The organism is Streptomyces sp. NPDC026515, from assembly GCF_055567595.1.
In genome coordinates, this window is the sequence record NZ_JBVHQD010000002.1 from 394,115 (window position 1) to 418,163 (window position 24,049).

Annotated in this window: 23 protein-coding genes and 1 pseudogene; 9 read left to right on the forward strand and 15 right to left on the reverse strand. The window is 71.6% G+C overall.

From position 1 onward, the window contains the following. Nucleotides 1-106: 106 nt before the first annotated feature. Genes ACZ4O3_RS05230 through ACZ4O3_RS05250 form a run of 5 tightly spaced genes read left to right on the forward strand, consistent with a single transcriptional unit; the run spans nucleotide 107 to nucleotide 5,718 of the window. The gene (locus tag ACZ4O3_RS05230) at nucleotides 107-2,905 is read left to right on the forward strand and encodes a sensor histidine kinase (RefSeq protein ID WP_467721214.1); all 2,799 of its coding nucleotides are present in this window, start codon (nucleotides 107-109) and stop codon (nucleotides 2,903-2,905) included. After that, on the forward strand, nucleotides 2,902-3,405 hold the full coding sequence (locus ACZ4O3_RS05235) for a roadblock/LC7 domain-containing protein (RefSeq protein WP_362729464.1): 504 nt from the start codon (nucleotides 2,902-2,904) through the stop codon (nucleotides 3,403-3,405). Before ACZ4O3_RS05230 ends, ACZ4O3_RS05235 begins: the two co-directional genes overlap by 4 nt. After that, a complete protein-coding gene (locus tag ACZ4O3_RS05240; RefSeq protein WP_362729462.1) occupies nucleotides 3,402-3,833 on the forward strand; it encodes a DUF742 domain-containing protein in 432 nt (143 codons plus the stop codon). The genes ACZ4O3_RS05235 and ACZ4O3_RS05240 overlap by 4 nt, the downstream gene beginning before the upstream one ends. Then, nucleotides 3,814-4,449 (forward strand): GTP-binding protein, encoded by a 636-nt coding sequence (locus tag ACZ4O3_RS05245; protein ID WP_362729460.1) that lies wholly within the window; start codon nucleotides 3,814-3,816, stop codon nucleotides 4,447-4,449. The genes ACZ4O3_RS05240 and ACZ4O3_RS05245 overlap by 20 nt, the downstream gene beginning before the upstream one ends. Nucleotides 4,450-4,464: 15 nt before the next feature. Beyond that, entirely contained in the window at nucleotides 4,465-5,718 is a 1,254-nt protein-coding gene (locus ACZ4O3_RS05250) for a styrene monooxygenase/indole monooxygenase family protein (protein ID WP_467721217.1), read from the forward strand. An 838-nt stretch (nucleotides 5,719-6,556) separates the two neighbouring features. Here the strand turns inward: ACZ4O3_RS05250 and ACZ4O3_RS05255 are convergent. Next, nucleotides 6,557-6,850, reverse strand: a complete 294-nt coding sequence (locus ACZ4O3_RS05255; protein WP_467721218.1) for a hypothetical protein — start codon at nucleotides 6,848-6,850, stop codon at nucleotides 6,557-6,559. A 71-nt stretch (nucleotides 6,851-6,921) separates the two neighbouring features. Further along, the gene (locus ACZ4O3_RS05260) at nucleotides 6,922-7,308 is read right to left on the reverse strand and encodes a hypothetical protein (RefSeq protein WP_467721219.1); all 387 of its coding nucleotides are present in this window, start codon (nucleotides 7,306-7,308) and stop codon (nucleotides 6,922-6,924) included. A gap of 62 nt (nucleotides 7,309-7,370) precedes the next feature. Between ACZ4O3_RS05260 and ACZ4O3_RS05265 the strand changes: the two are divergent. Further along, nucleotides 7,371-7,846, forward strand: a pseudogene (locus ACZ4O3_RS05265) (tyrosine-type recombinase/integrase); the annotation flags it as partial. A gap of 171 nt (nucleotides 7,847-8,017) precedes the next feature. Here ACZ4O3_RS05265 and ACZ4O3_RS05270 read toward each other — a convergent pair. From ACZ4O3_RS05270 to ACZ4O3_RS05310, 9 genes are all read right to left on the reverse strand, one after another. After that, nucleotides 8,018-9,151, reverse strand: coding sequence for a C40 family peptidase (locus tag ACZ4O3_RS05270; RefSeq protein ID WP_467721220.1), 1,134 nt, complete (start codon nucleotides 9,149-9,151; stop codon nucleotides 8,018-8,020). A gap of 104 nt (nucleotides 9,152-9,255) precedes the next feature. Beyond that, nucleotides 9,256-9,588 (reverse strand): hypothetical protein, encoded by a 333-nt coding sequence (locus ACZ4O3_RS05275; protein ID WP_467721222.1) that lies wholly within the window; start codon nucleotides 9,586-9,588, stop codon nucleotides 9,256-9,258. Nucleotides 9,589-9,598: 10 nt separating this feature from the next. Next, a complete protein-coding gene (locus ACZ4O3_RS05280) occupies nucleotides 9,599-10,252 on the reverse strand; it encodes a TetR/AcrR family transcriptional regulator (RefSeq protein WP_384999182.1) in 654 nt (217 codons plus the stop codon). 82 nt (nucleotides 10,253-10,334) lie between these two features. After that, the gene (locus ACZ4O3_RS05285; protein WP_467721224.1) at nucleotides 10,335-11,273 is read right to left on the reverse strand and encodes an AurF N-oxygenase family protein; all 939 of its coding nucleotides are present in this window, start codon (nucleotides 11,271-11,273) and stop codon (nucleotides 10,335-10,337) included. 133 nt (nucleotides 11,274-11,406) lie between these two features. Next, nucleotides 11,407-12,864 carry a penicillin-binding transpeptidase domain-containing protein gene (locus ACZ4O3_RS05290; RefSeq protein WP_362728795.1) on the reverse strand — a complete coding sequence of 486 codons (1,458 nt, stop codon included), beginning with the start codon at nucleotides 12,862-12,864 and terminating at the stop codon, nucleotides 11,407-11,409. A 26-nt stretch (nucleotides 12,865-12,890) separates the two neighbouring features. Further along, the gene (locus ACZ4O3_RS05295) at nucleotides 12,891-14,252 is read right to left on the reverse strand and encodes an FtsW/RodA/SpoVE family cell cycle protein (RefSeq protein WP_467721225.1); all 1,362 of its coding nucleotides are present in this window, start codon (nucleotides 14,250-14,252) and stop codon (nucleotides 12,891-12,893) included. A 127-nt stretch (nucleotides 14,253-14,379) separates the two neighbouring features. Then, on the reverse strand, nucleotides 14,380-15,609 hold the full coding sequence (locus ACZ4O3_RS05300) for an ATP-binding protein (RefSeq protein ID WP_467721226.1): 1,230 nt from the start codon (nucleotides 15,607-15,609) through the stop codon (nucleotides 14,380-14,382). After that, nucleotides 15,606-16,346: a hypothetical protein gene (locus tag ACZ4O3_RS05305; RefSeq protein WP_467721228.1), complete on the reverse strand. Its 741-nt coding sequence runs from the start codon at nucleotides 16,344-16,346 to the stop codon at nucleotides 15,606-15,608. The genes ACZ4O3_RS05300 and ACZ4O3_RS05305 overlap by 4 nt, the downstream gene beginning before the upstream one ends. Nucleotides 16,347-16,458: 112 nt before the next feature. Continuing rightward, a complete protein-coding gene (locus tag ACZ4O3_RS05310; RefSeq protein ID WP_362730741.1) occupies nucleotides 16,459-16,965 on the reverse strand; it encodes a protein-tyrosine phosphatase family protein in 507 nt (168 codons plus the stop codon). A 112-nt stretch (nucleotides 16,966-17,077) separates the two neighbouring features. Here ACZ4O3_RS05310 and ACZ4O3_RS05315 point away from each other — a divergent pair, with 112 nt between their 5' ends. Then, a complete protein-coding gene (locus ACZ4O3_RS05315; RefSeq protein ID WP_467721230.1) occupies nucleotides 17,078-17,893 on the forward strand; it encodes a nuclease-related domain-containing protein in 816 nt (271 codons plus the stop codon). A 410-nt stretch (nucleotides 17,894-18,303) separates the two neighbouring features. Here ACZ4O3_RS05315 and ligD read toward each other — a convergent pair whose 3' ends face one another. Continuing rightward, nucleotides 18,304-19,185: a non-homologous end-joining DNA ligase gene (ligD, locus tag ACZ4O3_RS05320; protein WP_362724990.1), complete on the reverse strand. Its 882-nt coding sequence runs from the start codon at nucleotides 19,183-19,185 to the stop codon at nucleotides 18,304-18,306. A gap of 72 nt (nucleotides 19,186-19,257) precedes the next feature. Between ligD and ku the strand changes: the two genes are divergently transcribed. After that, a complete protein-coding gene (ku, locus tag ACZ4O3_RS05325; protein WP_467721231.1) occupies nucleotides 19,258-20,316 on the forward strand; it encodes a non-homologous end joining protein Ku in 1,059 nt (352 codons plus the stop codon). A 398-nt stretch (nucleotides 20,317-20,714) separates the two neighbouring features. Further along, nucleotides 20,715-21,197 carry a DoxX family protein gene (locus ACZ4O3_RS05330; protein ID WP_467721321.1) on the forward strand — a complete coding sequence of 161 codons (483 nt, stop codon included), beginning with the start codon at nucleotides 20,715-20,717 and terminating at the stop codon, nucleotides 21,195-21,197. 22 nt (nucleotides 21,198-21,219) lie between these two features. Here ACZ4O3_RS05330 and ACZ4O3_RS05335 read toward each other — a convergent pair whose 3' ends face one another. The 3 genes from ACZ4O3_RS05335 to ACZ4O3_RS05345 form a co-directional block, all read right to left on the reverse strand. Next, nucleotides 21,220-21,906, reverse strand: coding sequence for a GntR family transcriptional regulator (locus ACZ4O3_RS05335; RefSeq protein ID WP_467721232.1), 687 nt, complete (start codon nucleotides 21,904-21,906; stop codon nucleotides 21,220-21,222). Nucleotides 21,907-22,060: 154 nt separating this feature from the next. Beyond that, nucleotides 22,061-23,062: a proline racemase family protein gene (locus ACZ4O3_RS05340; protein WP_384999155.1), complete on the reverse strand. Its 1,002-nt coding sequence runs from the start codon at nucleotides 23,060-23,062 to the stop codon at nucleotides 22,061-22,063. 33 nt (nucleotides 23,063-23,095) lie between these two features. Then, on the reverse strand, nucleotides 23,096-24,031 hold the full coding sequence (locus tag ACZ4O3_RS05345) for a dihydrodipicolinate synthase family protein (RefSeq protein ID WP_467721322.1): 936 nt from the start codon (nucleotides 24,029-24,031) through the stop codon (nucleotides 23,096-23,098). Nucleotides 24,032-24,049 lie beyond the last annotated feature (18 nt).

Consider the following 24,049-nt stretch of genomic DNA (forward strand, 5'->3'; position numbering starts at 1 on the left):
GGGGTGCAGGTACCGGGTACACGCACCACTTGGCACCAGATGCCGGGGATTATGACGGAGTGCCACCCGGCCCCTTGGGTACACGAGTTCAGGAATGCGAGCACCGGTGCAGAAGACGCGGCCTCGGCGCACAGGCAAGAAGACGGCCTCCGAAACGGGCGCCGTCGCTCCCGTCGGCACCGGCCGCCGCAAGCATGTCCGCACGCGGCTGATCGTGGCCGTGGCGGTGGTCGCCGCGGCGATCGCGGGGGCCGGCGCGCCCGCCCTGCTGACCGCCTCCGGACAGCTGAGCGACTCCCAGGACCTGGTGACCCTCGCCGGGCGCACCCAGGACGCGCTGGCGCTGGCCAACTCCCTCGCCGACGAGCGTGACGAGGTCACCTCCTACGTCGCTGCGGGCCGCCCCAAGTCCAAGGCGCCCTCGCAGGACCGCGGCGCCCGGGTCGACCGCCAGGTCGAGGACCTGCGCGCGGACACCGACATCCCGGGCTGGCTGCGCACCGACCTCGACGGCATCGCGGCCGTCCGCCGCTCCGCGCTCACCGGTCGGTCCACGGCCCTGCAGGCGCACGAGGCGTACTCCAGGACCATCACCGAACTCCACCGGCTCGCCGAGGAACTGGCCGAGCGGACGCCCCCGAGGGCGGGCTCGGGCGCCCACGCGCTCGCCGAGCTGGACTCCGCCGTCCAGCAGTCCGCGGCCGCCCGGGGCCTCCTGCTCGCCGCCCTGAACATCCCCAGCACCACCCAGACCACGATCGACCCGCTCACCGGTCTGCCCACCACGAGCACCACCACCTCCGACGCCGACCGGAAGCAGCGCGACGCGCTCACCGCCGCCGCCCAGCAGGCCAGGCTGCGTGCCGACGCCGCCCTCGCCGACTTCCGGGACACCGCGCCCAAGGCGACGGTCGAGTCGTACGACTCCACGGTCACCGGCAACGACGTCAACAACGCCGACAAGTACCTGGCAGCCCTCACCGACCAGCCGACCCTCTCCGACGACGACCTCGCCACCGGCACCAAGAAGCTGGACACGGCGCTGTCGGCCCGGGTCGACCTGATGCGGGGCAGCGAGTCCGCCCTCTACACACACCGTGCCGAGGACCTCGCGGCGCTCCGCGACGACGACGTCACCGCGCTGGAGATCCGGGTCGCGGTGCTCGGCGCCCTGATGCTGGTGGCGGTGGGCATCGCCACGGCCATGGCCCGCACCCTCACCCGCCCCCTGTCGGTGCTCCGCCGGGGCTCCGCGCGGCTGGCGGAGGCCGAGGACCCGCGCACCGAGGGACCGATCACCTTCACGGGTCGTGACGACGAGTTCGCCCAGGTCGTCCGCTCGGTCAACGCCCTGCACGGGCACGCCGTCGAGCTGTACGACCGCATCGCCACCCTGGAGACCGACCGCAAGCACCTGGTCGGCCAGCGCCAGAAGATGGCCGACGCCCGCGAGGAGCTGCGCGCCGAACTCACCGACGCCGGTGACCAGCTGGAGCGGCTGCGCACCAGCATCGGCGGCACCTTCGTCAACCTCGCGCTGCGCACCCTCGGCCTGGTCGAGCGCCAGCTCGCCGTCATCGAGGGCCTGGAGGAGCGCGAGCAGGACCCGGACCGGCTCGCCACCCTCTTCAAGCTCGACCACTTCGCCACGGTCATGCGCCGGCACAGCGAGAACCTGCTGGTCCTCGCCGGCACCGAACACGTCCAGCAGCACGCGGGCCCGATCCCGCTGGTGGACGTCGTCCGGGCGGCGGTCAGCGAGATCGAGCGCTACGAACGGGTCCGCATCTCGGCCCTGCCCCCGCACGTGCACGTGGCCGGCTTCGCCGCCGACGACCTCAGCCACCTGCTCGCCGAACTCATGGAGAACGCCACCTCGTTCTCGCCGCCCGACGTGCCCGTGGAGATCTCCGGCTGGCTGCTGGAGAGCGGCGAGGTCATGCTCTCCGTGCAGGACGAGGGCATCGGAACCACCGCCGACCGTCTGGTCCGGCTCAACGGCCGCCTCGCCGACTTCGACCCCGAGTCGCCGTACGACCAGGAGGGCGAGGACGGTCTCGGGCTCGGCCTCTACGTCGTGGCCCGCCTGGCCCACCGGCACGGTGTCCGCGTGCAGCTGCGCGAGCAGAAGCAGGGCGGGGTGGCGGCGGTCGTGGTGCTGCCCCAGCCCTTGCTGGCCACGCCCCCCGCGACGGCGGTCCCCTCGGCCGCGACGGCTCCCGGCGGCTCGCACGGCTTCTCCCTTCCCGGCGCGGACGCGGAGGTCAACTCCAACGTCCTGCACGGCCGCCCGAAGTCCGGCGACCCCCTGGTGACGCTCGCCGAGCAGGCCGTACGGAACGCGGACGAACACCCCGCCCACGAGCAGGCGTCCCCGCCGAACACGGCGGCCCCCGAACCGGCGGCCCGCCCGAAGGCCCCCGCGGAGACCCCTGCCGAGACGACGATGGAACTCCTGATCCCCGACCTGGCAGGGCCGGAACCCGGGGCGGCGAAGGAGCCGCCCGGAGTCGCCGCCGCCGGGGACCGGGCACACCCCGCCGACGCCGAGGAGCACGCCCGCCCGCTGCCCGCACCCGGCACCGGGTACCGCACGGGCGGTGCCCTGACGGACGGCGAGGGCGACGAGGACCCGGTCACCAGCAAGGGCCTCCCCAAGCGCACCCCCAAGATCACCACCACCGCCCCGGCCCCGCGCCAGCGCGGCACCGGTGTCGACGCCGACGCGCTGCGCCGCAGGCTCGGCGGTTTCCGCAGCGGCGCCGACGCCGGCCGTCGGGACGTCCAGGCGGAGATCGCCGAACAGACCGGACAGAACCAGGTGCCGAGCACCGCACCAGCCGTACCCGGATCAGCCGCATCCGGTGAAGCAACGGGGGGCACAGTCGAGGAGGCAAGCAGTTGACCGCGCCCAGTACCTTCGGACTGAGCAGTGAGGCCCGTAACCTGCACTGGCTGCTGAGCAACCTCGTGGAGGAGGTGTCCGGCATCCAGTCGGTCGCCGTCGTCTCCTCGGACGGCCTGCTCCTGCTCTCCTCGGACCCCGGACGCAACGAGGAGGCCCGGGAGGCCCGCACCGAGAAACGGCGCGGCCCGCGCGGCTCCGCCGCCGACCTCGCCACCGTCGTCTCCGGCATCGGCAGCCTGACCATCGGCGCCGCCCGGCTGATGGAGTTCGGCGGGGTCAAGCACACGATGGTCGCCATGGACGAGGGCAGCCTCTTCGTGATGTCCATCAGCGACGGCTCGCTGCTCGGCGTGCACGGCTCCGCGGAGTGCGACATGAGTGTCGTGGCCTACCACATGGCACTGTTCGTCGGCCGCGCCGGCCACGTCCTGACCCCCGAACTCCGCAGTGAACTGCGGAAATCCCTGGAGGCGGAAGCGACGAGGAGCGGCCGATGAGCAACGCGCCGAAGGACCGCAGGCAGAACCTCCCGGTACGCGGCGGCGAGCGCAAGCCCGCCCGCGTCCGCCCCTACTCGCTCACCGGCGGCCGTACCCGCTTCGGCCACGTGCTCCTCGTGGAGACGTTCGTCGGCAGCACGGCCGCGCTGGAGGCCGCCGAGGAGCGCAAGGAACTGACGAACGGATCCCTCAACACCCGGGTGATGCCGGAGATGCGGGCCATCGTCGAGCTGTGCCGCCGGATGCGCACGGTGGCCGAGATCGCCGCGCTGCTGAAGATGCCGCTCGGTGTGGTCCGGGTCCTGCTCAGTGACCTCGCGGACCAGGGAAAGATCCGTGTGTACGGAACGGGGACCGGTCACGGCGTGGGCCGTCCGGACCGCGCTCTGCTGGAAAGGGTGCTGAGTGGACTACGCCGTCTCTGACGCCTCCGGCGTCGCCCCGCTCCTCGACGGTGAGGAGCAAGAGCGGTCCTGGCAGACGGACCGCAGCAGGGCCCCCGTCGCCACGAAGATAGTCGTGGCGGGAGGTTTCGGTGTCGGCAAGACCACACTGGTCACCGCCGTCTCGGAGATCACGCCTCTGCAGACCGAGGCGCTGATGACCGAGGCGAGCGCGGAGACCGATGACCTCACCGCCACGCCCGGCAAGCTCACCACCACCGTGGCCATGGACTTCGGCCGCATCACCCTCGACGACGACCTGGTGCTCTACCTGTTCGGTACGCCGGGGCAGCAGCGGTTCTGGTTCATGTGGGACGACCTGGTGCGGGGCGCGATCGGGGCCGTCGTCCTCGCGGACACCCGGCGTCTGAAGGACTGCTTCCCGGCGCTGGACTACTTCGAGAGCTGCGGGCTGCCGTACGTCGTCGCGGTCAACCACTTCGACGGCAGTGAGCGCTTCGAACCCGAGGATGTGCGGGAGGCATTGACGATCCCGCCGCGCATACCTGTAATGATCATGGACGCCCGCCGTCGTGTCCCGGTGATCGAGACGCTGCTGTCCCTGGTCGCCCACGCGCTGGACGAAACACCCGAGTAGGAGAACGGTCCCCGTATGCGGAAGATACTCGTCGTGGGGGCCGGCCAGTCCGGTCTCCAGCTCGCCCTCGGCCTCCAGTCGCACGGCTACGAGGTCACCCTGATGTCGAACCGGACCGCGGACGAGATCCGCTCCGGCCGGGTCATGTCGACGCAGTGCATGTTCCACACGGCACTGCAGCACGAGCGCGATCTCCAGCTGAACTTCTGGGAGTCCCAGGCCCCGAAGATCGAAGGACTCGGCGTCTCCGTCGCCGCCCCCGGCTCCTGGGGAGAGGGCCCCGCGGCCCGCGCGATCGACTGGGTGGGCAAGCTCGACGGGTACGCGCAGTCGGTCGACCAGCGGGTGAAGATGGCCGGCTGGATGGAGACCTTCGCCCAGCGCGGCGGCCAGCTGGTCATCCACGGCGCGGCGGTCGGAGACCTCGACTACTTCGCCCGCGCCTACGACCTGGTGATGGTCTCGGCGGGCAAGGGCGAGCTGGTCCAGATGTTCGGCCGGGACGCCTCCCGTTCCCCCTACACGGAGCCGCAGCGGGCCCTGGCCGTCGCCTACGTGCACGGCCTCGACCCGCGCCCCGAGCACCCGGACTTCCACGCGGTCCGCTGCAACCTCGTCCCCGGGGTCGGCGAGCTCTTCGTCATGCCGACCCTGACCACCTCGGGACCGGCCGACATCCTCTTCTGGGAGGGCATACCCGGCGGCCCGTTGGACGTCTTCAACGGCGTCAAGGACCCGGCGGAGCACCTCTCCCTGACCCTCGGACTCATGGAGCGGTACACGCCCTGGGAGTACGCGCGGGCCACCAAGGCCGAACTGACCGACGCGGGCGGCACGCTGGCCGGCCGCTACGCGCCCACCGTGCGCAACCCGGTCGGCCGCCTCCCCGGCGGCGGTCTGGTCCTCGGTGTCGCGGACGTCGTCGTCGCCAACGACCCGATCACCGGCCAGGGCTCCAACTCGGCGTCCAAGTGCGCCGCGGCCTATCTCGCCTCGATCATCGAACACGGCGAGAAGGAGTTCGACGAGACCTGGATGCAGCAGACCTTCGACCGCTACTGGGACACCGCCCAGCACGTCACCAAGTGGACGAACGCGATGCTCGCCCCGCCGCCGGAGCACATCCTCAACCTGATCGGCGCGGCCGGCCAGCTCCAGCCCGCCGCCGACCGCTTCGCCAACGCCTTCAACGACCCCTCCGACTTCGAGAACTTCTTCTACGAGCCGGAGAAGACGAACGCCTACCTGGCGTCGATCTCGGGAGCGTGATGGGGCGCTGGCCTGCGCTCTTGCTGTCGTCCTCTGTCGTTGTCGGTCGATGTCGGCTGACCTCGGACGGTCCACAGACGGCCCGGAAGCACCGGGGCCGTTGAGTGTCGCCGATGCTCGGCTCTCGCGTACTACGGTCACGTAGTCCGCTATGGCAGACTCCCCGGCATGCCAGATTTCTGGGTGAGCGACCAAGGCGACAAGTACCACGGTTGGGAAGGTTGCAGGGCTCTTGCAGCCGGACAGGCTTCCGCCGACTCGCAGGAGGGCTACGAGCGCCACAACGTGACGCGGTACGACAGTGAGGCTGCCGCTCGGGCTGCTGCCAAGGAGCACGCACGGTGCGAGGCTCCGGCATGTTTCGCCCGGGGGCGTGGTGCGGGGCTTGCCCGGTTGTCGGAGCAGGCTCTCGAGGATCTGGACGCTCCGAACTGGCTAGCGCGATATGACCTGCCATCTGACGAGTGAGGTCTCAACTCACGTTCATGGATGAACACCTGCGCCAGTATCCGAAGTGTCGTCTCTGAGCAGGGAGAGAGCGGTTGATGAGTGTCGTCATCTGTCATCGTCGAGCATCCCCGCACGGCCCGGAGACGGCCCGAGCGGGGGTGTCGCGGGGTACCCCTTGATGCGAACTACGGGCGGGGCGGCGGGGCGGCCGTTGAGGTCTGGACGTCGTAACAGCGACCGCCGGTGTCCGCTGTTTCCCGACCGAACGGGCAGGGGAAGGGCATGCCGAAGGACGATCTCTAGGCGGGGAGCAGCCAGGCGGGCATCAAGCGACCACCGCAGAGGAGACCTGCAGACGCTGATGCCAGAGACTCCCACTCGCAGGGTTTCAGTCCTCGATCGGTTCCCGTGCCCAGGCGTAGGGCATCTCCTCCGTCGGGTCCATGCCCCAAGGATGGGGATACCTGGCCTGGCAACTGGTGCAGCGCGCCACGAAGGTACCGACCTCCGGGTTTGTCAGGATGCTGTAGTGCGATCTCGGCTCCGCTCGGATCACATAGCCGTTGGCCGTGGTCTCCAGCGCCGGCCATTGAGGGCTGCAATGGCAGGGAGCGTTTTTCGCGAACGTCTCGTCTTCCGGAGTGTTGTGGGTGTCCTCCAACGTCTCGAAGAGCTTGTTCAACGCTCGTCGCGCTCGCCGCGCTTGCCACCACTGACGCATCCTGGTCGCGGCCGCGCTTCCGTCAATGAGCCTCACGGCCGCAAGTCCTCACCCTGTGGATCAAAACAGACCAGTCCATGACTCCGGGCCAGTTGGGCAGCGTATTCCGAGACTTCCGCGGCCTGGATATAGGACATCAGCAGGTACACCATCGGTCCGGACGCCTCGGCGATCAACGGTGGGGACGCCCAGGGGCTCTTGTAGCCATCGTGATCACCCTCGGGGTAGCGCTCGATGAGTGTCTGTACGTACGTCTCAATACGCGCAGACGGTCGTACGGCAACGTCCCCCGACTCCAGGTAGCGCTCATACAGCTCGTCGTAGACGGAGCCCGCTTGGATGTCGTCGAGCGGGGCCTCTCCCTCCCAAACGGCAAGATCGTAAGTCATGCCCGAATGATCGCAGGCCTGGTTCTCCATGGCGACAGCCGAACCAACGCCCGGCCGGATGACTCCTCCAGCCCTCCACTTGCCCCAGCTCCCCCAAGGGCGGAAAGACCAGGGACGTACCACTTCCCGGCCCCGTGGCCGACGCACTCCGGGCCCATATGAAGCAGTTCCCGCCGGTTGAGATCACACTGCCCTGGAAGACGCCCGATGGGCCGAAGGTGACCCGGCGGCTCGTCTTCACGGCGGTCGGCGGCAACCACGTATGGCGCACCTCCCTCAACGAGGGGTCGTGGAAGCCGGCACTCGTCGCGGCCGGCGTCATCCCGAAGCCGGAGACCAAGGCGGCCGGTTACGCGGCGGCCCGCGAGCACGGCATGCATGCGCTGCGGCACTTCTACGCGTCCGCGCTCCTGGATGGCGGGGAGAGCATCAAGGCTGTCAGCGAGTACCTCGGCCACAGCAACGCTGCCTTGACGTTGCGGATCTACGCTCACCTCATGCCGAGCAGCCAGGAGGCACCCGCACGGCCATCGCGACGGTGTACGCCAAGGCCCCACGTTCTGTCTGACGGCCCACAGACGGCCCACAGCCCCGTACGGCCCGACCAGTTCGGCAGAAACCGCTGGTAGAGGCCTTGCGGGGCCGTCGTATTGCTTCTACGAGCCGGAGAAGACGAACGCCTACCTGGCGTCGCTGTCCGGGGCCTGACGGTCCGTCGCCCGGCGGGGCCGGTCGGCGCTCAGAGGTTCGGGGCGGGGCTGTAGCCCTTGTCCGGGCCCTGGGCGGCCGCCGGGGGGAGCTTCGGGGGTGTGTAGCGGGCCAGGGAGCCCGCCCCCGGGTCCGGGCGCACCGCGCCCAGGATGGGGTTGGCCGCGATCGGGGAGATCTTGACCCTCGCCCCCGGGCGGGGGGCCTGGACCACCTTGCCGTCGCCCAGGTAGAGGGCCACGTGGGTCGCTTTGGGGAAGTAGACGACCAGGTCGCCCGGGCGGAGCTCGGCGAGCGGGATGTGCGGCAGGTCGGCCCACTGTTCCTGGCTGGTCCTCGGAATGGGCGTGCCCGCGTGGTCCCAGGCCTGCTGGGTCAGCCCCGAGCAGTCGTACGACAACGGGCCCGCCGTGCCCCACTGGTAGGGCTTGCCCAGCTGTTCCACCGCGTAGCGCACCGCCCGGTCGCCCGCCTGGGAGGGGGGAGGCGTGGAGGTGCCGAGCGCGCCGGACGTCGTCAGCCTGCGCTGGGCTTCGGCCTCGCCGGTCCGCTCCAGGCCGGTGACGGCCGTGAGCTGGGCCGGGGTGAGCGCGGCCAGCATCCGTTCCACGTCCGAGAGGCGGGCCCGCACCTCGTCGCGCTGCTGTTTCTGCCGTGCGGCGAGCGCGAGCCGGGCGTCCAGCGCGGTGCGGGCCCGCCGGGTCAGCTCGGAGTGCTTCTTCTCGTCGCCCGCCAGCCGGCCCACCGTCTCGGCCCGCTCGCGCGCCAGCTGCCCGATGACATGGCCCTCGTCGAGCGCGTGCTGCGGGTCGCGGGCGAGCAGCAGCCGCAGATACGGGGAGAGCCCGGTGGCGCTCTGGTACTGCTGCCGGGCCAGCCGGCCCGCCGCGGCCTTGCTGGTGTGCAGGGAGAGCCGGGACCTGGCCAGCTCGTCGTCCAGCCGGTCCACCTCGGTGCGCTGCCGTTCCAGCCGCTCCTGGGTCGCGTTGTAGGTCTCGGTGGCCTGTTCCACCTGGCGGTACCGCTGCTGAAGGTCGGTCAGCAGCTCGGCCACCGGCCGCTCGGGTCCGGGAGCGGAGGGCGCGGCGTGTACGGGCGCGGGCACGAGGACGGCCTGAGCGGCCACCGCGGCGGTACAGGCCAGGCGCAGGAACCTTCCTGACACATCATCACCTCCGATGCGGGACGGTCCATCCGTTCCGCATCGTGATAATCAGACATGTATGTGTGGTCCGCGCCAGCGATTGTGGGCGTAACGGCCCAGCCGTTTCACCCCTGCGTGTCATCCGGCTTGCGGAACGGCGCGGCGTCCGGTGCGGGGGCGGGGTCCGCGGCCGGTTTCCTCGACCACGGCCACTTCGGGCCTCCGTCGCCGCCCCTGCCCGTGGCGTCGTACACGTACTTCCAGCCCTGGTTCAGGCCCAGTCGCTTGCTCTGACCCCGGGGGACGCGCCGGTAGACCAGCACGGTGGGCGGGCCGCCGGCCGGGTCCGGGACCGGGATGCGGTAGGTCTTCGGGGGGTGGCCGGTCATACCGAGCAGCACCGGGAGCACACGCCCGTCCATGGGGCCGCCCTCGAAGGGGGTGTCCTGACTCTTCACCGCACCAGTTTCAGCCATCCGCCGCGAGGGCGTCGACGAGGGCGGCCGTCTGCGGGTCGCGGCGCGCGGTCACGCTCAGTACGGCGACGAACTGGTCCACCAGCCAGTCGCGCAGCTCGTCGGCGGGCGGCTGCTTGTCCTCGTCGAGCCAGATCAGGGAGGCCGCCTCGACGGCGGTGATCCACATGCGGACGGTCATGCGCAGCCGGGGCCCGGGGTCGGCGACGTCGAGGTGGCTGAGGATGTGCCGCGCCGCGGCTCGCCGTACGCCGTCCACGGTGGCCGTCGTCCGTGACGTCTCCACCACGCTGCCGCCCTGGAGCAGGGCGCTGAAGCCGGCGTCGTGCTGGTCGACGAAGGTGAGGTAGCGGTCGAGGGCACGGGAGAGGCGGGGCACCAGCGGGCCCTCGCGGGGTTCGTCGAAGCAGTGCTCGAGCTCCTCGGCGGCCGACCGGAGGGCGGCCTCGTAGAGCTGCTGCTTGCCGCCCGGGAAGTACCGGTACACCAGGGGGCGGGAGACCCCGGCCGCCTCCGCCACGTCGTCGAGGGAGACGTCCTCGGGGACGCGGTGCGCGAAGAGGGAGAGGGCCGCTTCGAGGAGCTGGCTGCGCCGCTCCTCGACGGACAGCCGGCGGTAGGCGGGGGTGGCGGCCGACGGGGTCATGGTCGCAGGGTAGCCGGTGCCCCCGGGTGGCAGCCCGTCGCGCGGTCCCCGCGCGACGGGTCCCCTCGGCCACACCATGAACTCAGGCCAGCAGCCCCGAGCTCTTCCACAGCCGCCGCCCGGCGCCGCGCAGGACGCCGATGTCGTCCAGGAAGTCCGTCAGCTTCTTCGCACCGCTCTGCATGACCTCCCGCCGGTGTCCGCTCGCCCGGACCTGCGCCACCGCCTCCCGCCGGTCCAGCCCCACGTTCGTGTAGACCTCGGGATTCACGAAGGCCACCGAGAACACCCGGGCGAACTCGCCGGAAGTGACCCGGGTGAACTCCTGGGACCAGCGAGGTGCCGTCAGCATCTGGTGACGCAGTTCCTCGCGGGCGTACCGGACGTGCCGGGCCTCCTCGACCACGTGGATGCGGGTGACCCCCCGGACCAGTGTCTGTACGCGCTCGTCGGGGAAGGTCAGCCGCTGCATCCAGTCCAGGACCTCCTCGCCGAGCAGTGTGGCCGTGAAGGAGCCGGGCGTGGTCGAGATCGTCTTGAACAGGCGGCCCAGGTTCAGGTGGGCCCGGCTCACCGGGTACCAGGGCGCGTCACCGCGGGATATCAGGCGCGCGAACATCTTGGAGTGCCGGCACTCGTCCTCGATCTCGGTCAGCGCGTAGCGCACGTGTGCGCTCGTCGCCGCCTTGTCGTAGACGTGCCGCACCAGCAGCTGCATCAGGATCAGTTCGAACCAGATGCCGAGTGAGGCGAGGGCCGCGGCCTCGTGCTGGGAGAGCAGGATCCGCTGTTCCCCGGACATCCGCTTCCACATCGGGGTGTCGTAGAGCGACACCAGCTCCGGCGGCCAGAACCATTTGCCGTCCTCGAAGGGCGCGTCCCAGTCCAGCTCCTTGTCCGGGTCGAAGGAGTGTTTCGCGGAGGAGAGGAGCAGCCGTTCGGCCACCTGCTCGCGGTCCTTGAGCAGGCCGAGCGCGTCGCGCAGTCCGTCGACCGCGTCCGCTTCCGTCAGGGTCGTCATGGCTCCCTCACCTCGTTACCCGGGGGTATGTTGTCGTCCGTCCTTATGAGACCGCCTGTCAGTAAGACGGTCAATCCCTCGCGCACGACTTGTTGACTCCGCGTCTACCCCGACCCCGGGCCCCGGACCCGGTTCACAGTCCCAGTACCGCCCGCATCACAGCCCTGGCGATCGGTGCCGCGTCCCCGCCTCCGCTGATGTCGCCCCGGTCGGCCGCCGCGTCCTCCACCACCACGGCCACCGCGACCTTCGCTTCCACGTCGGTGTCCGCCTGCGCCCAGGACACGAACCAGGCGTACGGCAACCCGGTGTTGCCGACGCCGTGCTGCGCGGTGCCGGTCTTGCCGCCGACCGTGGCGCCGCGGATCGCCGCGTTGGAGCCGGTGCCCTCCCGGACCACGTCCGTCATCAGCTCCTTCATCCGGACGGCCGTCGAGGGGCTCATCACCTGCCGGACCGACCCGGCGCCGCCCGTGCCGACCGTCTCGCCGGTCCTGCGCACGGTCCGCTCCACCAGGTACGGCGGCCGGGCCATCCCGCCGTTCGCCACCGCCGCCGCGACCATCGCCATCTGCAGCGGAGTGGCGCGGGTGTTGTACTGCCCGATCGACGACAGCGCCAGCTGCGCCCTGTCCACGCTCGTGTCGAAGGTGCTCTGCGCGGTGGAGAAGGGGATGCGCAGGTTCCGGTCGTTGAAGCCGAACGCCTGGGCCGTCGCCGTCATGTCCGCGACCCCCACGTCCACGCCCAGCTTGGCGAAGACCGTGTTGCAGGACCACTCGAAGGCGGCCCGCAGCGAGGCGTCCGCGCAGCCGTCCGCCTCGTTGGTCAGCCGGGTCGTGGTGCCCGGCAGCCGGTAGGGGTCGGGGGAGTCGGTCGGCGCGTCCAGGTCGGTGACCACGCCCGCGTCCAGCGCGGCCGCCGCGGTGACCACCTTGAAGGTCGACCCCGGCGGATAGGTCTGCCGTACCGCGCGGTTGAGCATCGGCTTCTCCGGGTCGTCGTTCAGGCGGGCCCAGGCCGAGGCCACCGGCTCGCCGTTGCCGGACAGCTCGGAGGGGTCGTACGACGGGGTGGAGACCAGGGCGAGGATCCGGCCGGTCGACGGCTCGATCGCGGCCACCGCGCCCTTGCGGGTGCCCAGTCCCCGGTAGGCGGCCTCCTGGGCGTACCGGTTCAGGGTGGTGACGACGTTCCCGACCGGGTATCGCTTCCGGCTGGTGTCGTTCCACAGCGGGAACGGCGCGAGCACCGGGTCGGTGCCGGAGAGCAGCCCGTCCTCGGCGTGCTCCAGGAACGTGGTGCCGTACAGCTGGGAGGCGAACCCGGTGACCGGGGCGTACAACGGGCCCTGCGGGTAGGTGCGTTCGTAGCGGAGCTGCTCCCTGCTGTCCCGGGAGCCGGTGACCGGCTCGCCGCCGACCAGGATGTCGCCGCGCGGCAGACCGTAACGGGCGATGGTGGAGCGGCGGTTGGCGGGGTTGTCGTCGTAGGCGTGGGCCCGGACCACCTGGACGCGGGCCGCGTTGACGAGCAGGGCGAAGAGCAGCAGGGCGCAGAAGGCGCGGGCCCGCCGGATGTACCTGGCCATGCCGGTGTTCTGGCCGTCGCGCCGGCTCACGGGGCCACCCGCCCGTCGTAGTGACGGCGGGCCGAGTCGCTCACCCGGATCAGCAGCGCGACGATCGCCCAGTTGGTGACCACAGAGGAGCCGCCCTGGGCGAGGAACGGCATCGCCATGCCGGTCAGCGGGATCAGGCCGGTCACCCCGCCCGCGATGACGAAGACCTGGAGCGCGACGATCGAGGCGAGCCCGACCGCGAGCAGCCGGCCGAAGGGCTCGCGCAGGGCCAGGCCGGCCCGGTAGCCCCGCTCGACGAGCAGGCCGTAGAGGAGGAAGATCGCGGACAGCCCGGTGAGGCCGAGCTCCTCGCCCGCGGTGGCCAGGATGAAGTCCGACTTGGTGGCGAACCCGATCAGGATCGAGTGGCCGAGGCCGAGCCCGGTGCCGACGACCCCGCCGGCGGCGAACGCGAAGAGGGACTGGGCGAGTTGGTTCGGTCCCTGCCCGGCGTCGATCGAGGCGAAGGGGTGCAGCCAGTCCTCGATGCGGCCGTGGACGTGCGGTTCCAGATGGCCGACGGCGACCGCGCCGAGCACCGCGAGCAGCAGGCCCACGGCGATCCAGCCGGTGCGTCCGGTGGCCACGTAGAGCATGACGACGAAGAGCCCGAAGAAGAGCAGGGACGTGCCCAGGTCGCGTTCCAGGATCAGGACGCCGACGCTCACCAGCCAGATGGTGACGATCGGCCCGAGCACCCGCCCGGTCGGGAACTGCATGAACCACAGCCGGCGCCCTGCGTAGGCGAGGGCGTTGCGGTTGGCGGCGAGGTACGCGGCGAAGAACACCGCGAGCAGCACCTTCGCGAACTCGCTCGGCTGGATGGAGAATCCGGCGATCCGGATCCAGATCCGGGCGCCGTTGACGGCCGGGAAGAAGATCGGGAGCAGCAGCAGGACGAGCGCGGCGGCGACACAGACGTAGGAGTAGCGCTGGAGGAGACGGTGGTCGCGCAGCATCAGCACGACCATGATGAACAGGCCGACGCCCAGGGTGGACCAGACGAGTTGGGCGGGGGCCGCCCGGTCGCCGGGGGTCTGCAGGTCCAGCCGGTAGATGAGGACCAGGCCCAGTCCGTTCAGCAGCACGCCGATCGGCAGCGGCAGCGGGTCGGCGTACGGTGCGCGGAAGCGTACGGCGAGATGGGCGACGAGCGCGAGGACGCCGAGCCCGGCGCCGTAACCGGCGGCGCCGGGCGGGACGGTGCCGGTCCGGGCCAGGCCGACCGCGCAGTAGCCGTACACGCAGAGCAGTACGGCCAGCACGAGCAGGGCGAGTTCGATGCCACGGCGCCGGGGGAGACGTACGGCGGAGGTGGCGGACTCGGGCGCCGCCAGGGTGGTACTGGCCTTGGTCATGTCCGGAACTTACCCACATAGTGCGAGTCGCGTGCTTTGTTGGCCCGCGCCAGCGTGGCGGCGTGGGGTGCGACCGGCTGGGGCGGTGTGGCAGGCGCCCGGCCGCAGCCGAGCGAACCGCAGCCCCCTAAGGGAGCGTCAGGACCGCCACCGCGCCGCCGGCGATCGCGTTCCCGAACGACAGCCGCGCGCCCAGCACCTCCGCCTGCCCCACCGCGATCGTCAGCCCCAGCCCGTGCCCCTTGGACCCGCCCTCGGTCCGGAACCGCTGGGGTCCGTGCACCACCAGGTACTCGGGGAACCCGCCCCCGTGATCCCGGACGGTGACCTCCTTGCCCTCCACCGTCAGTACCACCGGCGCCCGCCCGTGCCGGTGCGCGTTGGCGACCAGGTTGCCCAGCACCCGCTCCAGCCGCCGCCGGTCCGTCTCCACCCACACGTCCCGTACGACCTTCACCTCGGTCTCCGTCCCGGACGCCCGCACCACCCGCTCGGCCAGCGCGCCCAGGGCCTCCGCGTCGGTCTCCAGCCGCTCCCGGCCGGTGTCCAGGCGGGAGATCTCCAGCAGGTCCTCGGTGAGCGTGCGCAGCGCGGCGACGCGGTCCCGGACCAGCTCCGTCGGCCGCCCCGGAGGCAGCAGTTCCGCCGCCGCGTGCAGACCGGTCAGCGGCGTCCGCAGCTCATGGGCCACGTCGGCGGTGAACCGCTGCTCGCTCAGCAGCTTGCCCTGCAGCGACGCGGCCATGCGGTCCAGCGCCGCGGCGACCGCGGCCACCTCGTCCTGCGGCCGGGTCGGATCCTTCGTCCGCGGGTCGTGCACCCGCGCGTCCAGGTCCCCGGCACTGATCCGCCGGGCCACCTGCGCGGTGCCGTGCAGCCGCCGGGTCACCCGGGTCACCGCGAACGCGCCGACCAGCAGGGTCGCCCCGATGGCGAGCACCGACGACCAGAGGATGGAACGGTCGAGGCCGGCGATCGTACGGGCCTGCTGCGCGTAGTCCACGGCCACCGCGAGCGCCCGGCCGTGGTCGGCCGGGCCCGCCGCCCACATCGTGGGACGGCCGTCGTCCCTGGCGACCATCGTGCCCCGCTGCCCGGCCACCGCCGTCACCCGCAGCCGCGGCGGCAGCCCCGCCGGGTCGATCGCGGAGCCCGGCGGCAGCGCGTCGCCCGCCCGGTAGGCGGTCGTGGCCTCCGTCAGCCGGGACAGCGCCTGGTCACGGGCCTGTGCGACGGTCTGGTCGGTGACCGACACATGCACGAGCACGCCGAGCAGCGCGGCCAGCGCACAGCACATCACCGTGATGAACGCGGCGGACTTGGCCGCCAGCGTCCCGGCCCAGCGCGGAACCCTCATCGCGCGCTCGCCGAGGGGGCGGGAGCGGCCGACGCGGAGGGTGCCGGTCCGCGGCTGTGCCGTGCCTTGCCGGTGCGCAGGAACTCGTCCCGGGAGAAGACCATCGCCTTCCGCTCCGGATCCCACGCCCAGGTCGTCCGGTACTCGTACCCGCTGATCCCGGCCGGCGACCGGACGATGACCGCCCGCCCGGCCAGTTCGACGCCGATGATCGCGTCGTCGTCCTCCAGCACCTGCACCAGCCGGTGATTCTCGACGGTGTACACGCGCAGCGCGGTCTGGTTGGTCGGATACAGCCGGAAGCCGAGTGTCAGCTCGTCCCGGCCGTCCCCGGTCAGATCCCGGTAGTACGGCTTGAGCAGCGGACACCGTGCTCCGCCGCCCCCTGCCGCGCACTCCCTCACCCGGTTCACCGTCTCGTGGTACGGGCCCTTCGACCCGTAGTCCGCCGACCCCGAGGAGATCTCCGCCTCCACGACGGCCACCGGATCGACCCCGCGGATGTCGTCGCCGGGCACCGTGACGCCCTTGACGGTCCGCGCGCTGCCCTCGTCGTAGGGCCAGGCCGGGCTGGACGCCGGCCGCAGGTCGGGCCAGAGCTTCACGGGGCTGACCGCGGTCGGGGTGGCTCCGGCCTCCTGGAGCCCGCCGGAGTCGCCACAGCCGGCCACCGCCGCCGCCAGCAGGGCGACGGCGGCCGCGGCGAGGGCGGTACGGAGGGGACGACGGGTGGGCACGCTGCTCCTGGGCGGTTCGGGGGGGTGAGGGTCTCGGGCCCCGTACACCTTATTCGCAGATTCGTAGGGAAGTCCTATTTGTCTCCGGAGGGTGCCCGGTGCAGGGGCGAGGCTACTCGGCGAGTTCCTCGAGCAGGCGGGCGGTGGACAGACCGGCCCGCAGATAGGCGACGAACAGCTCGTTGTGCAGCGCCCAGGGCGAGCGCCGGGCCCGCACCAGCCGTATCGCCTCATCGGCCGTGTGCCCCCGGTGCACCAGCGCCTGCGCGATCACCAGCCCCGACCGGTTGTACCCGCTGTAGCAGCGCACCAGCACCGACCGCCCGGCGTCCAGGGCCTCACTGGCCGTCCGGGCCAGCCGCATCACGCCCGCCAGCTGGGTGCCGTCCAGCGGCCCGTCGGGTATCGGCCACACCTGATGCTCGACCCCGGTGTCCGGACCGTGCCCGGGCAGCCGCAGCAGACTCTGCACCAGATCGAACTCGTCCCGTACGACGGCGGACTCCAGCTGTCCCGCACTTCCCCGGAACTCATGGCCGCCCATCCACAGCCCGGGGAGCACCTCGCTCCACGGGCTGTCCGGAACCGGGACGTCGTACTGGTTCTCACGGATCCGCACCGGCGCCTCCCCGCTGCGCACGCCAACCCCTGCCCGGCCTCCTGTCAAAGGTAGCGGGGTTCTTGCCCGCGGAGCACCCCGCCTGTTCCCATGGTTCAGGGGTGATGTCGCAATGGGCGAACTGCGCGTCGTGCCGGCCTGGCGCCACGGTCAGGAGCGGCTGTACGTCCGCCACCCGGACGGACGGAACATCGCCTGGTACGACCGTGAGTACGACCGTGAGGCGGGCCGGGTCAACGTGCTCAGCGAGGAGCGCCGGGACGACGTGCTCGAAACCCTGGGGCCGTTCCTGACCGGTCCGGTCACGATCGGCCCGCCACCCGTGCCCACGCCCGCCGAACTGGCGCGGCTGAGCCTGCACCCCGACGACGACCTCGCGCCCAACCGCCCCGGCGAGGCGCTGCTGATCGCGCTCGACCGGGACCCCGGACCGGCCCACCGCCTGCGCCCCGACCCGCGCAGCCGCGCCCTGACCGCCGAGCAGGCCGTCGGTGACGCCCTCGACCACCTGGACGGCTCGGGCTGGCACGTCGTGCACTCCGTCCCGCTGCCCGGCGGCGACCGCATCCACCATCTGCTGATCGGTCCCGGCGGCCTCTTCTGCGTGCACACGCTCTACGCCCGCAAGCAGAAGGTGCTGGTCGCCGACCCCATGGTCACCCTGGGCCGCCGCGACTCCCGGCCGCTGCTGCGTCGCCTGCGCGCGGACGCCGACCGGGCCTCGTACGCCCTGACGGCCGAGGTCCACCCGGTCCTGGCGCTGACCGAACCGGCGGACGTCACCCTGGTGGCCCCGCCGCGCGAGGTGCGCGTCCTCCGTGACCGGGACCTGCTGGGCCTGTCCCGCCTGGGCGGAGTCCTCAAACCGGCCGACGTCGAAGCCCTCCACGCGATGGCCCGGGACCGCAACACGTGGTCGAGGGCATGACCGAACACGCGGCCGAGGGCGTGACCACCCCGCGCCCGGCCGACGAGAACGCCCTCCTCCGGCCTGCGTGAGCCCGGGGCTGTGCGGCCGGCGCGTTGCCGGGCGGTTGGGGGCCTCCCTCTCTGGCTCGGCCGAGACTTCGACGCCCGGCGTCCTGGGCCTTCCGGCCGGCGGGAGCCGGCTTCTTCTCGCGGCCGGCGCGTTCCCGCGAGGGTGGCCTTCCGGTCGGGGTGAGCCCTCGGTTCACGGCGGTTCTGTCCAGGCGTCCGGCGAGGTGGCCGCTTCCCGGTCCGCCGTGAGCCCTCGGTTCACGGCGGACAAGACGGCCTCCCGGTCGGCGGGCCGCTTCTCCGCTCCGCGCGAGTGTCCCTGGCGGTCCGCGTGAGCCCCCTGCGGCGGCGAGCCCGGTCTCACGGCAGCGGGGCGGCCTGCTCCGGGTCCAGCAGCGGCGCCAGCAGGTCGCCGTACTGCTCGACCCGTCCCGGGACGTCCGCCGCCTGGAACTCCAGGTCCTCCACCTGCCGACACCGTGCGACCTCCTCCCAGGTCACCGGCGTGGACACCATCGGCTCGCGCCGCGCCCGCGCCGTGTACGGCGCCGCCGTCGTCTTCCGCCCCGCGTTCTGGCTCCAGTCCACGAACACCTTCCCCGGCCGCAGGCTCCGCGTCATCCGGTGCACCACCAGCCGCGGCAGCGCCCGCTCCGCCGCCACGGCCAGCCCTTTGGCGTACTCACTCACCAGCTCGCTGGACGCCCCCCGCACACCGGCCAGCAGATGCAGCCCCTTCGATCCGGCCGTCTTGGCGTACGCCTCGATCCCGTCCGCGGCCAGCCGCTCCCGCAGCCACAACGCGACCTCGCAGCACTCCACCACCGTCGCGGGAGCCCCGGGGTCCAGGTCGAAGACGATCCGGTCGGCCTCGTCCGGCGTCCGCACCAGCCACTGATGCGTGTGGAACTCGGTGACCAGGTTCGCCGCCCACATCAGGCTCGCCAGGTCCTGCACCAGCACCATCCGGGCCGCCCCCTCCGACCGGCGCACCTCGGCCGTGGTGACCCACTCGGGCGTACCCGGCGGCACGTTCTTGGTGAAGAACACCTGGCCGTCCGGCCCGTTTGGATAGCGCAGGAAGGACACCGGCCGGTCGCGCAGATGCGGCAGCAGGACCCCGGCGGCCGTCGCGTAATAGTGCAGCAGCTCGCCCTTGGTGAACCCGGTCGCCGGATACAGCACCTTCTCCAGGTTGCTGAGCGCGACCCTCCGCCCGTCCACCTCTGTGATCGGCGTCATAGGATGACAATCTCATACATATCAATCACACAAATGATGACTGCCGGACGGTCGGACGGAAGGAATCCGCAGGTGCGATCCATTTGGAACGGCGCGATCTCCTTCGGGCTCGTCAGCATCCCGATCAAGCTGGTGAACGCCACGGAGAGCCACTCGATCTCCTTCCGCCAGGTCCACGCCGAGGACAACGGCCGGATCCGCTACCGCAAGTTCTGCGAGCTGGAGGACCGCGAGGTCACCCAGTCGGAGATCGGCAAGGGGTACGAGGACGCCGACGGCACGATCATCCCCATCACCGACGACGACCTGTCCCACCTGCCCATCCCCACCGCCCGCACCATCGAGATCGTGGCCTTCGTCCCGGCCGACCGGATCGACCCGCTCCAGATGGACGCGGCGTACTACCTGGCGGCGAGCGGCGCCCCGGCGGCGAAGCCCTACACCCTCCTGCGCGAGGCCCTCAAGCGCAGCCACAAGGTGGCGATCGCGAAATACGCGCTGCGCGGCCGGGAGCGGCTCGGCATGCTCCGGGTGGTCGGCGAGGCCATCGCCATGCACGGCCTGCTCTGGCCGGACGAGGTCCGGGCCCCGGAGGGCGTCGCGCCCGACGTCGACGTCACCGTCCGCGACAAGGAACTCGACCTCGCGGACGCGCTGATGGACACCCTCGGCGGGGTCGACCTGGAGGACCTGCACGACGAGTACCGGACGGCCCTGGAGGAGGTCATCGCCGCGAAGGCGGCCGGCGAGGCCCCGCCGGAGTCCCCCGAACCGGCCCGGAGCGGCAAGGTCCTGGACCTGATGGCGGCCCTGGAGAAGAGCGTCCGGGCGGCGAAGGAGTCGAGAGGCGAGGAGGCGGAGGTCACGCCCCTGCCGCGACGGGGGGCCGCGAAGAAGTCGACGGCACCGGCGAAGAAGACACCGGCGAAGAAGGCTCCGGCCGCGAAGACGTCCTCGGCCCGGAAGTCCACGGCCCGGAAGTCCACGGCCAAGAAGGCGGCGGCGAAGAAGACGGCGGCGAAGACTTCGAGTGCGAAGGCTTCGAGCGCGAAAGCATCGACGGCATCGGCGCCGGCGTCCAAGGCTTCGACGGGCAGGAAGGCGGTCGCGGGACGCAAACGCTCCGCGTGAGGGGCCCCCGCCGATCGCGACCTCGCGTTCGAGGCGCGTCCCCGCTGCCCCTGACACCTCATCAGCGCGGGCCGGCTCCGGGCCGATTCCCTCCCCGCCAGGCCGGTTATCGACGAGTAAAATAATACATATTTCAACTTATCGGTGGATATGGTGCCGTAATGGCGCCATGCTGGGTGAGGGGGAGGGCCCGCCTCCACGGCGGGCGGACCGACTCGTTCTCACCTGATGAAGGCGATGTCATGCGTGCTCTGCATCTCCACCCCTTCGGTAGAAACCATGCCCTGTCACTGACCCAGGTGCGCGCCCCCGCGACGGAGTACCGCGGGTACGCCGATCCGGCCCGGGCCGGATCGGGCCCGCCGGGCGCGACGGGTGCCGCGGCAACGGTCCCCAGGGTGTCCGCCGCCGACTGCGGACTGCTGCTGATCAGGCTGACCTTCGGGCTGCTGATGGCCGGCCACGGATCGCAGAAGCTGTTCGGCCTCTTCGGCGGGCCGGGCCTGGCGGCGACCGGCAGAAACTTCGACGCCCTCGGCTACCACCCGGGCAAGGTGTTCGCCGTGATCGGAAGCCTCTCCGAAATCGCCGGGGGCCTCGGACTGGCCGTCGGGCTCTTCACCCCGCTCGCGGCCGCCGCCGTCATCGGCGTGATGATCAACGCCATGGCGACCGTGAGCGGTGCCCACGGCCTGTGGAGCCAGAACGGAGGGGTCGAGTACAGCGTCGCCATCTCCGTGGTCGCCCTCGCGCTCGCCGCCATCGGCCCGGGCCGGCTGTCCGTCGACCGGTTCTTCCCCTGGCGCTCGGACGGCTGGGCCGCCGCCGCCCTCGCGCTCGGCCTGGGCGGCATCGGTGCCGCGATCGCGCTGACCATCTGAACGCGTCCCCGCCGGGTACCGGCTACCGGGCCGCCCAGAGTCCGCGGACGTGTCCGATGTGGCGGGTCATGACGTCGTGGACCGCCTGCTCGTCACGGGCGATGAGCGCGTCGAGCAGTTCGAGGTGTTCCTCGGCGGAGGCCGGCAGACGGCCCGCCTCCAGCAGGGCGGTGAGGCCGTAGAGACGCGAGCGCCCCCGCAGGTCCGCGACGACCTCGACGAGGTGGGCGTTGCCCGCGAGGGCGAGCAGCCCGAGGTGGAAGCGGGTGTCGGCATCGACGTAGGAGACCAGATCGCCGGCGGCGGCGGCCTGGACGATCTCCCGCGCGACCGGACGCAGCGCCTCCAGACAGACCGGGTCGGCGGTCCCGGCCAGCTCCACCACGGTCGGGATCTCGACGAGGGCACGGATGTGGGTGTACTCGTCGAGCTGCTTCTCGGAGACGTCGGTGACCCGGAACCCCTTGTTGGGGACCGTGTCGACCAGGCCCTCCTTGACCAGGTCCAGCATGGCCTCCCGTACCGGGGTCGCCGAGACGCCGAACCGGGCGGCGAGCGTCGGCGCCGAGTACACCTCGCCGGGGCGCAGCTCACCGGCGATCAGTGCGGCCCGCAGGGCGTCGGCGACCCGTTCCCGGTAGCTGCTCTTCTTGCCGCCGAGGGTCGGCAGGGCCGGGGCGGCGGGGGAGCTGTGCTGGGCGGCGGGCATGGGAACGTCTCCTGGTACGGCACGTGCGGCGGTGTCCGGGCGTGGGAGGCGCACGTGCGGGTGTATTTCGGTGTCATGCGACGGAGCCTTCCGGCGTCATGTGCGGGGCACGCACCATGAGTATCCCTTCCTCCGGAAGCGCCGGGGCCAGGGCCTAGAGGACGAAGCCGGTCGGGAAGGGGTCGGTCGGGTCGAGCAGGTACTGGGCGGTGCCGGTGATCCAGGCGCGGCCGGTGAAGCTGGGCAGCACGGCGGGGCGGCCCGCGACCTCCGTGGTCCCGAGGAGCCGGCCGGTGAACCGGGTCCCGATGAAGGACTCGTTCACGAACTCGGTGCCCAGGGGGAGTTCGCCGCGCGCGTGCAGCTGGGCCATGCGCGCGCTGGTGCCGGTACCGCAGGGGGAGCGGTCGAACCAGCCCGGGTGGATGGCCATCGCGTGCCGGGAGTGCCGGGCGGTGGCGCCGGGTGCGAGGAGGTGGACGTGGTGACAGCCGCGGATGGACGGGTCCTCCGGATGGACGGGCTCCGCCTCCGCGTTGATCGCCGCCATGAGGGAGAGCCCGGCCGTGAGGATCTCCTCCTTGCGGGAACGGTCGAAGGGCAGGCCGAACTCGTCCAGCGGCAGGATGGCGTAGAAGTTGCCGCCGTAGGCCAAGTCGTACGTCACCGTCCGGCCGTCGGCGAGGGTGATCTTGCGGTCGAGTCCCACGGAGAAGGACGGCACGTTCGCGAGGGTGACGTGCCGGGCCGCGCCGTTCTCCACCGCGACCTCGGCGACGACGAGGCCCGCCGGGGTGTCGAGCCGGATCGTGGTCACCGGTTCGACGACCTCGACCATGCCCGTCTCCACCAGTACGGTGGCCACCCCGATGGTGCCGTGCCCGCACATGGGCAGATAGCCGGAGACCTCGATGTAGAGGACCCCCCAGTCGCAGTCGGGCCGGGTCGGCGGCTGCAGCACCGCCCCGCTCATCGCCGGGTGGCCGCGCGGCTCGTTCATCAGCAACTGCTTGATGTCGTCGCGGTGTTCACGGAAGTACAGCCGCCGCTCGTTCATGGTCGCGCCGGGGACGGTCCCGATCCCGCCGGTGATCACGCGGGTGGGCATGCCCTCGGTGTGCGAGTCGACGGCGTGCAGGACGAGTTTGCTGCGCATGACGCTCCTGGTGAGTCGGCGGGGCCGGGTCGGTCAAGCGAGGCCGGCGGCGACCGCCCGCTCGGTGGCGGCGCGGACGGCGGCCTCCTGCGCGGGCAGCAGCGGGACGCGCGGCGGACGGACGGCACCCCCGGGCCGGCCGACGAGATCCATGGACAGCTTGATCGCCTGGACGAACTCGACCCTGGAGTCCCAGCGCAGCAGCGGGTGCAGCTGCTCGTACAGCTTCTTGGCGGTCGCGAGATCGCCGCCGACGGCCGCCCGGTACAGCTCGGTGCTCGCGCGGGGCAGCGCGTTGGGGTAGCCGGCCACCCAGCCCTTGGCGCCGGCGATCGCCAGCTCCAGCAGGACGTCGTCGGCGCCGATCAGCAGGTCCAGTTCCGGCGCGAGTTCGGCGATCCGGTAGGCGCGGCGGACGTCGCCGGAGAACTCCTTGACGGCGTGGATGTACCCCTCGCCGTGCAGGCGGGCGAGCAACTCCGGCACCAGGTCGACCTTGGTGTCGATGGGGTTGTTGTACGCGACGACCGGCACGCCCGCCTCGGCGACCTCGGCGTAGTGGGCCAGCACCGAACGCTCGTCGGCGCGGTAGGCGTTGGGCGGCAGCAGCATCACGGCCGCGCAGCCGGCGTCCCGGGCCTGCTCGGCCCAGCGGCGGGCCTCGGCCGAGCCGTAGGCGGCGACGCCAGGCATCACGCGCTCCCCGCCGACCGCGGCCACGGCCGTCTCCACGACCCTGGCGCGCTCCTGCGCGGTGAGAGTCTGGTACTCGCCGAGCGAGCCGTTCGGTACGACACCGTCGCAGCCGTTCGCCACCAGCCAGACGCAGTGCTCGGCGTACCGGTCGTAGTTCACCGACAGGTCGTCGTCGAGCGGTAGGGCGGTGGCGACGAGGACGCCGTGCCAGGGCCGGTCGCCGGTCTTCTCGGTGGCATTCATCTGGAGTCCCATCCCGCCCGTCTCGTCCATTTCATCCATCTCATCCAT

Excerpts from the sequence above, each read along its gene's own strand:
- ACZ4O3_RS05240 (WP_362729462.1), top strand. The coding sequence starts at position 3,402 with ATGAGCAACGCGCCGAAGGACCGCAGGCAGAACCTCCCGGTACGCGGC.
- ACZ4O3_RS05250 (WP_467721217.1), top strand. The coding sequence starts at position 4,465 with ATGCGGAAGATACTCGTCGTGGGGGCCGGCCAGTCCGGTCTCCAGCTC.
- ACZ4O3_RS05260 (WP_467721219.1), bottom strand. The coding sequence starts at position 7,308 with ATGGAGAACCAGGCCTGCGATCATTCGGGCATGACTTACGATCTTGCC.
- ACZ4O3_RS05280 (WP_384999182.1), bottom strand. The coding sequence starts at position 10,252 with ATGACCCCGTCGGCCGCCACCCCCGCCTACCGCCGGCTGTCCGTCGAG.
- ACZ4O3_RS05285 (WP_467721224.1), bottom strand. The coding sequence starts at position 11,273 with ATGACGACCCTGACGGAAGCGGACGCGGTCGACGGACTGCGCGACGCG.
- ACZ4O3_RS05290 (WP_362728795.1), bottom strand. The coding sequence starts at position 12,864 with ATGGCCAGGTACATCCGGCGGGCCCGCGCCTTCTGCGCCCTGCTGCTC.
- ACZ4O3_RS05295 (WP_467721225.1), bottom strand. The coding sequence starts at position 14,252 with ATGACCAAGGCCAGTACCACCCTGGCGGCGCCCGAGTCCGCCACCTCC.
- ACZ4O3_RS05300 (WP_467721226.1), bottom strand. The coding sequence starts at position 15,609 with ATGAGGGTTCCGCGCTGGGCCGGGACGCTGGCGGCCAAGTCCGCCGCG.
- ACZ4O3_RS05315 (WP_467721230.1), top strand. The coding sequence starts at position 17,078 with ATGGGCGAACTGCGCGTCGTGCCGGCCTGGCGCCACGGTCAGGAGCGG.
- ligD (WP_362724990.1), bottom strand. The coding sequence starts at position 19,185 with ATGACGCCGATCACAGAGGTGGACGGGCGGAGGGTCGCGCTCAGCAAC.
- ACZ4O3_RS05335 (WP_467721232.1), bottom strand. The coding sequence starts at position 21,906 with ATGCCCGCCGCCCAGCACAGCTCCCCCGCCGCCCCGGCCCTGCCGACC.
- ACZ4O3_RS05340 (WP_384999155.1), bottom strand. The coding sequence starts at position 23,062 with ATGCGCAGCAAACTCGTCCTGCACGCCGTCGACTCGCACACCGAGGGC.
- ACZ4O3_RS05345 (WP_467721322.1), bottom strand. The coding sequence starts at position 24,031 with ATGGACGAGACGGGCGGGATGGGACTCCAGATGAATGCCACCGAGAAG.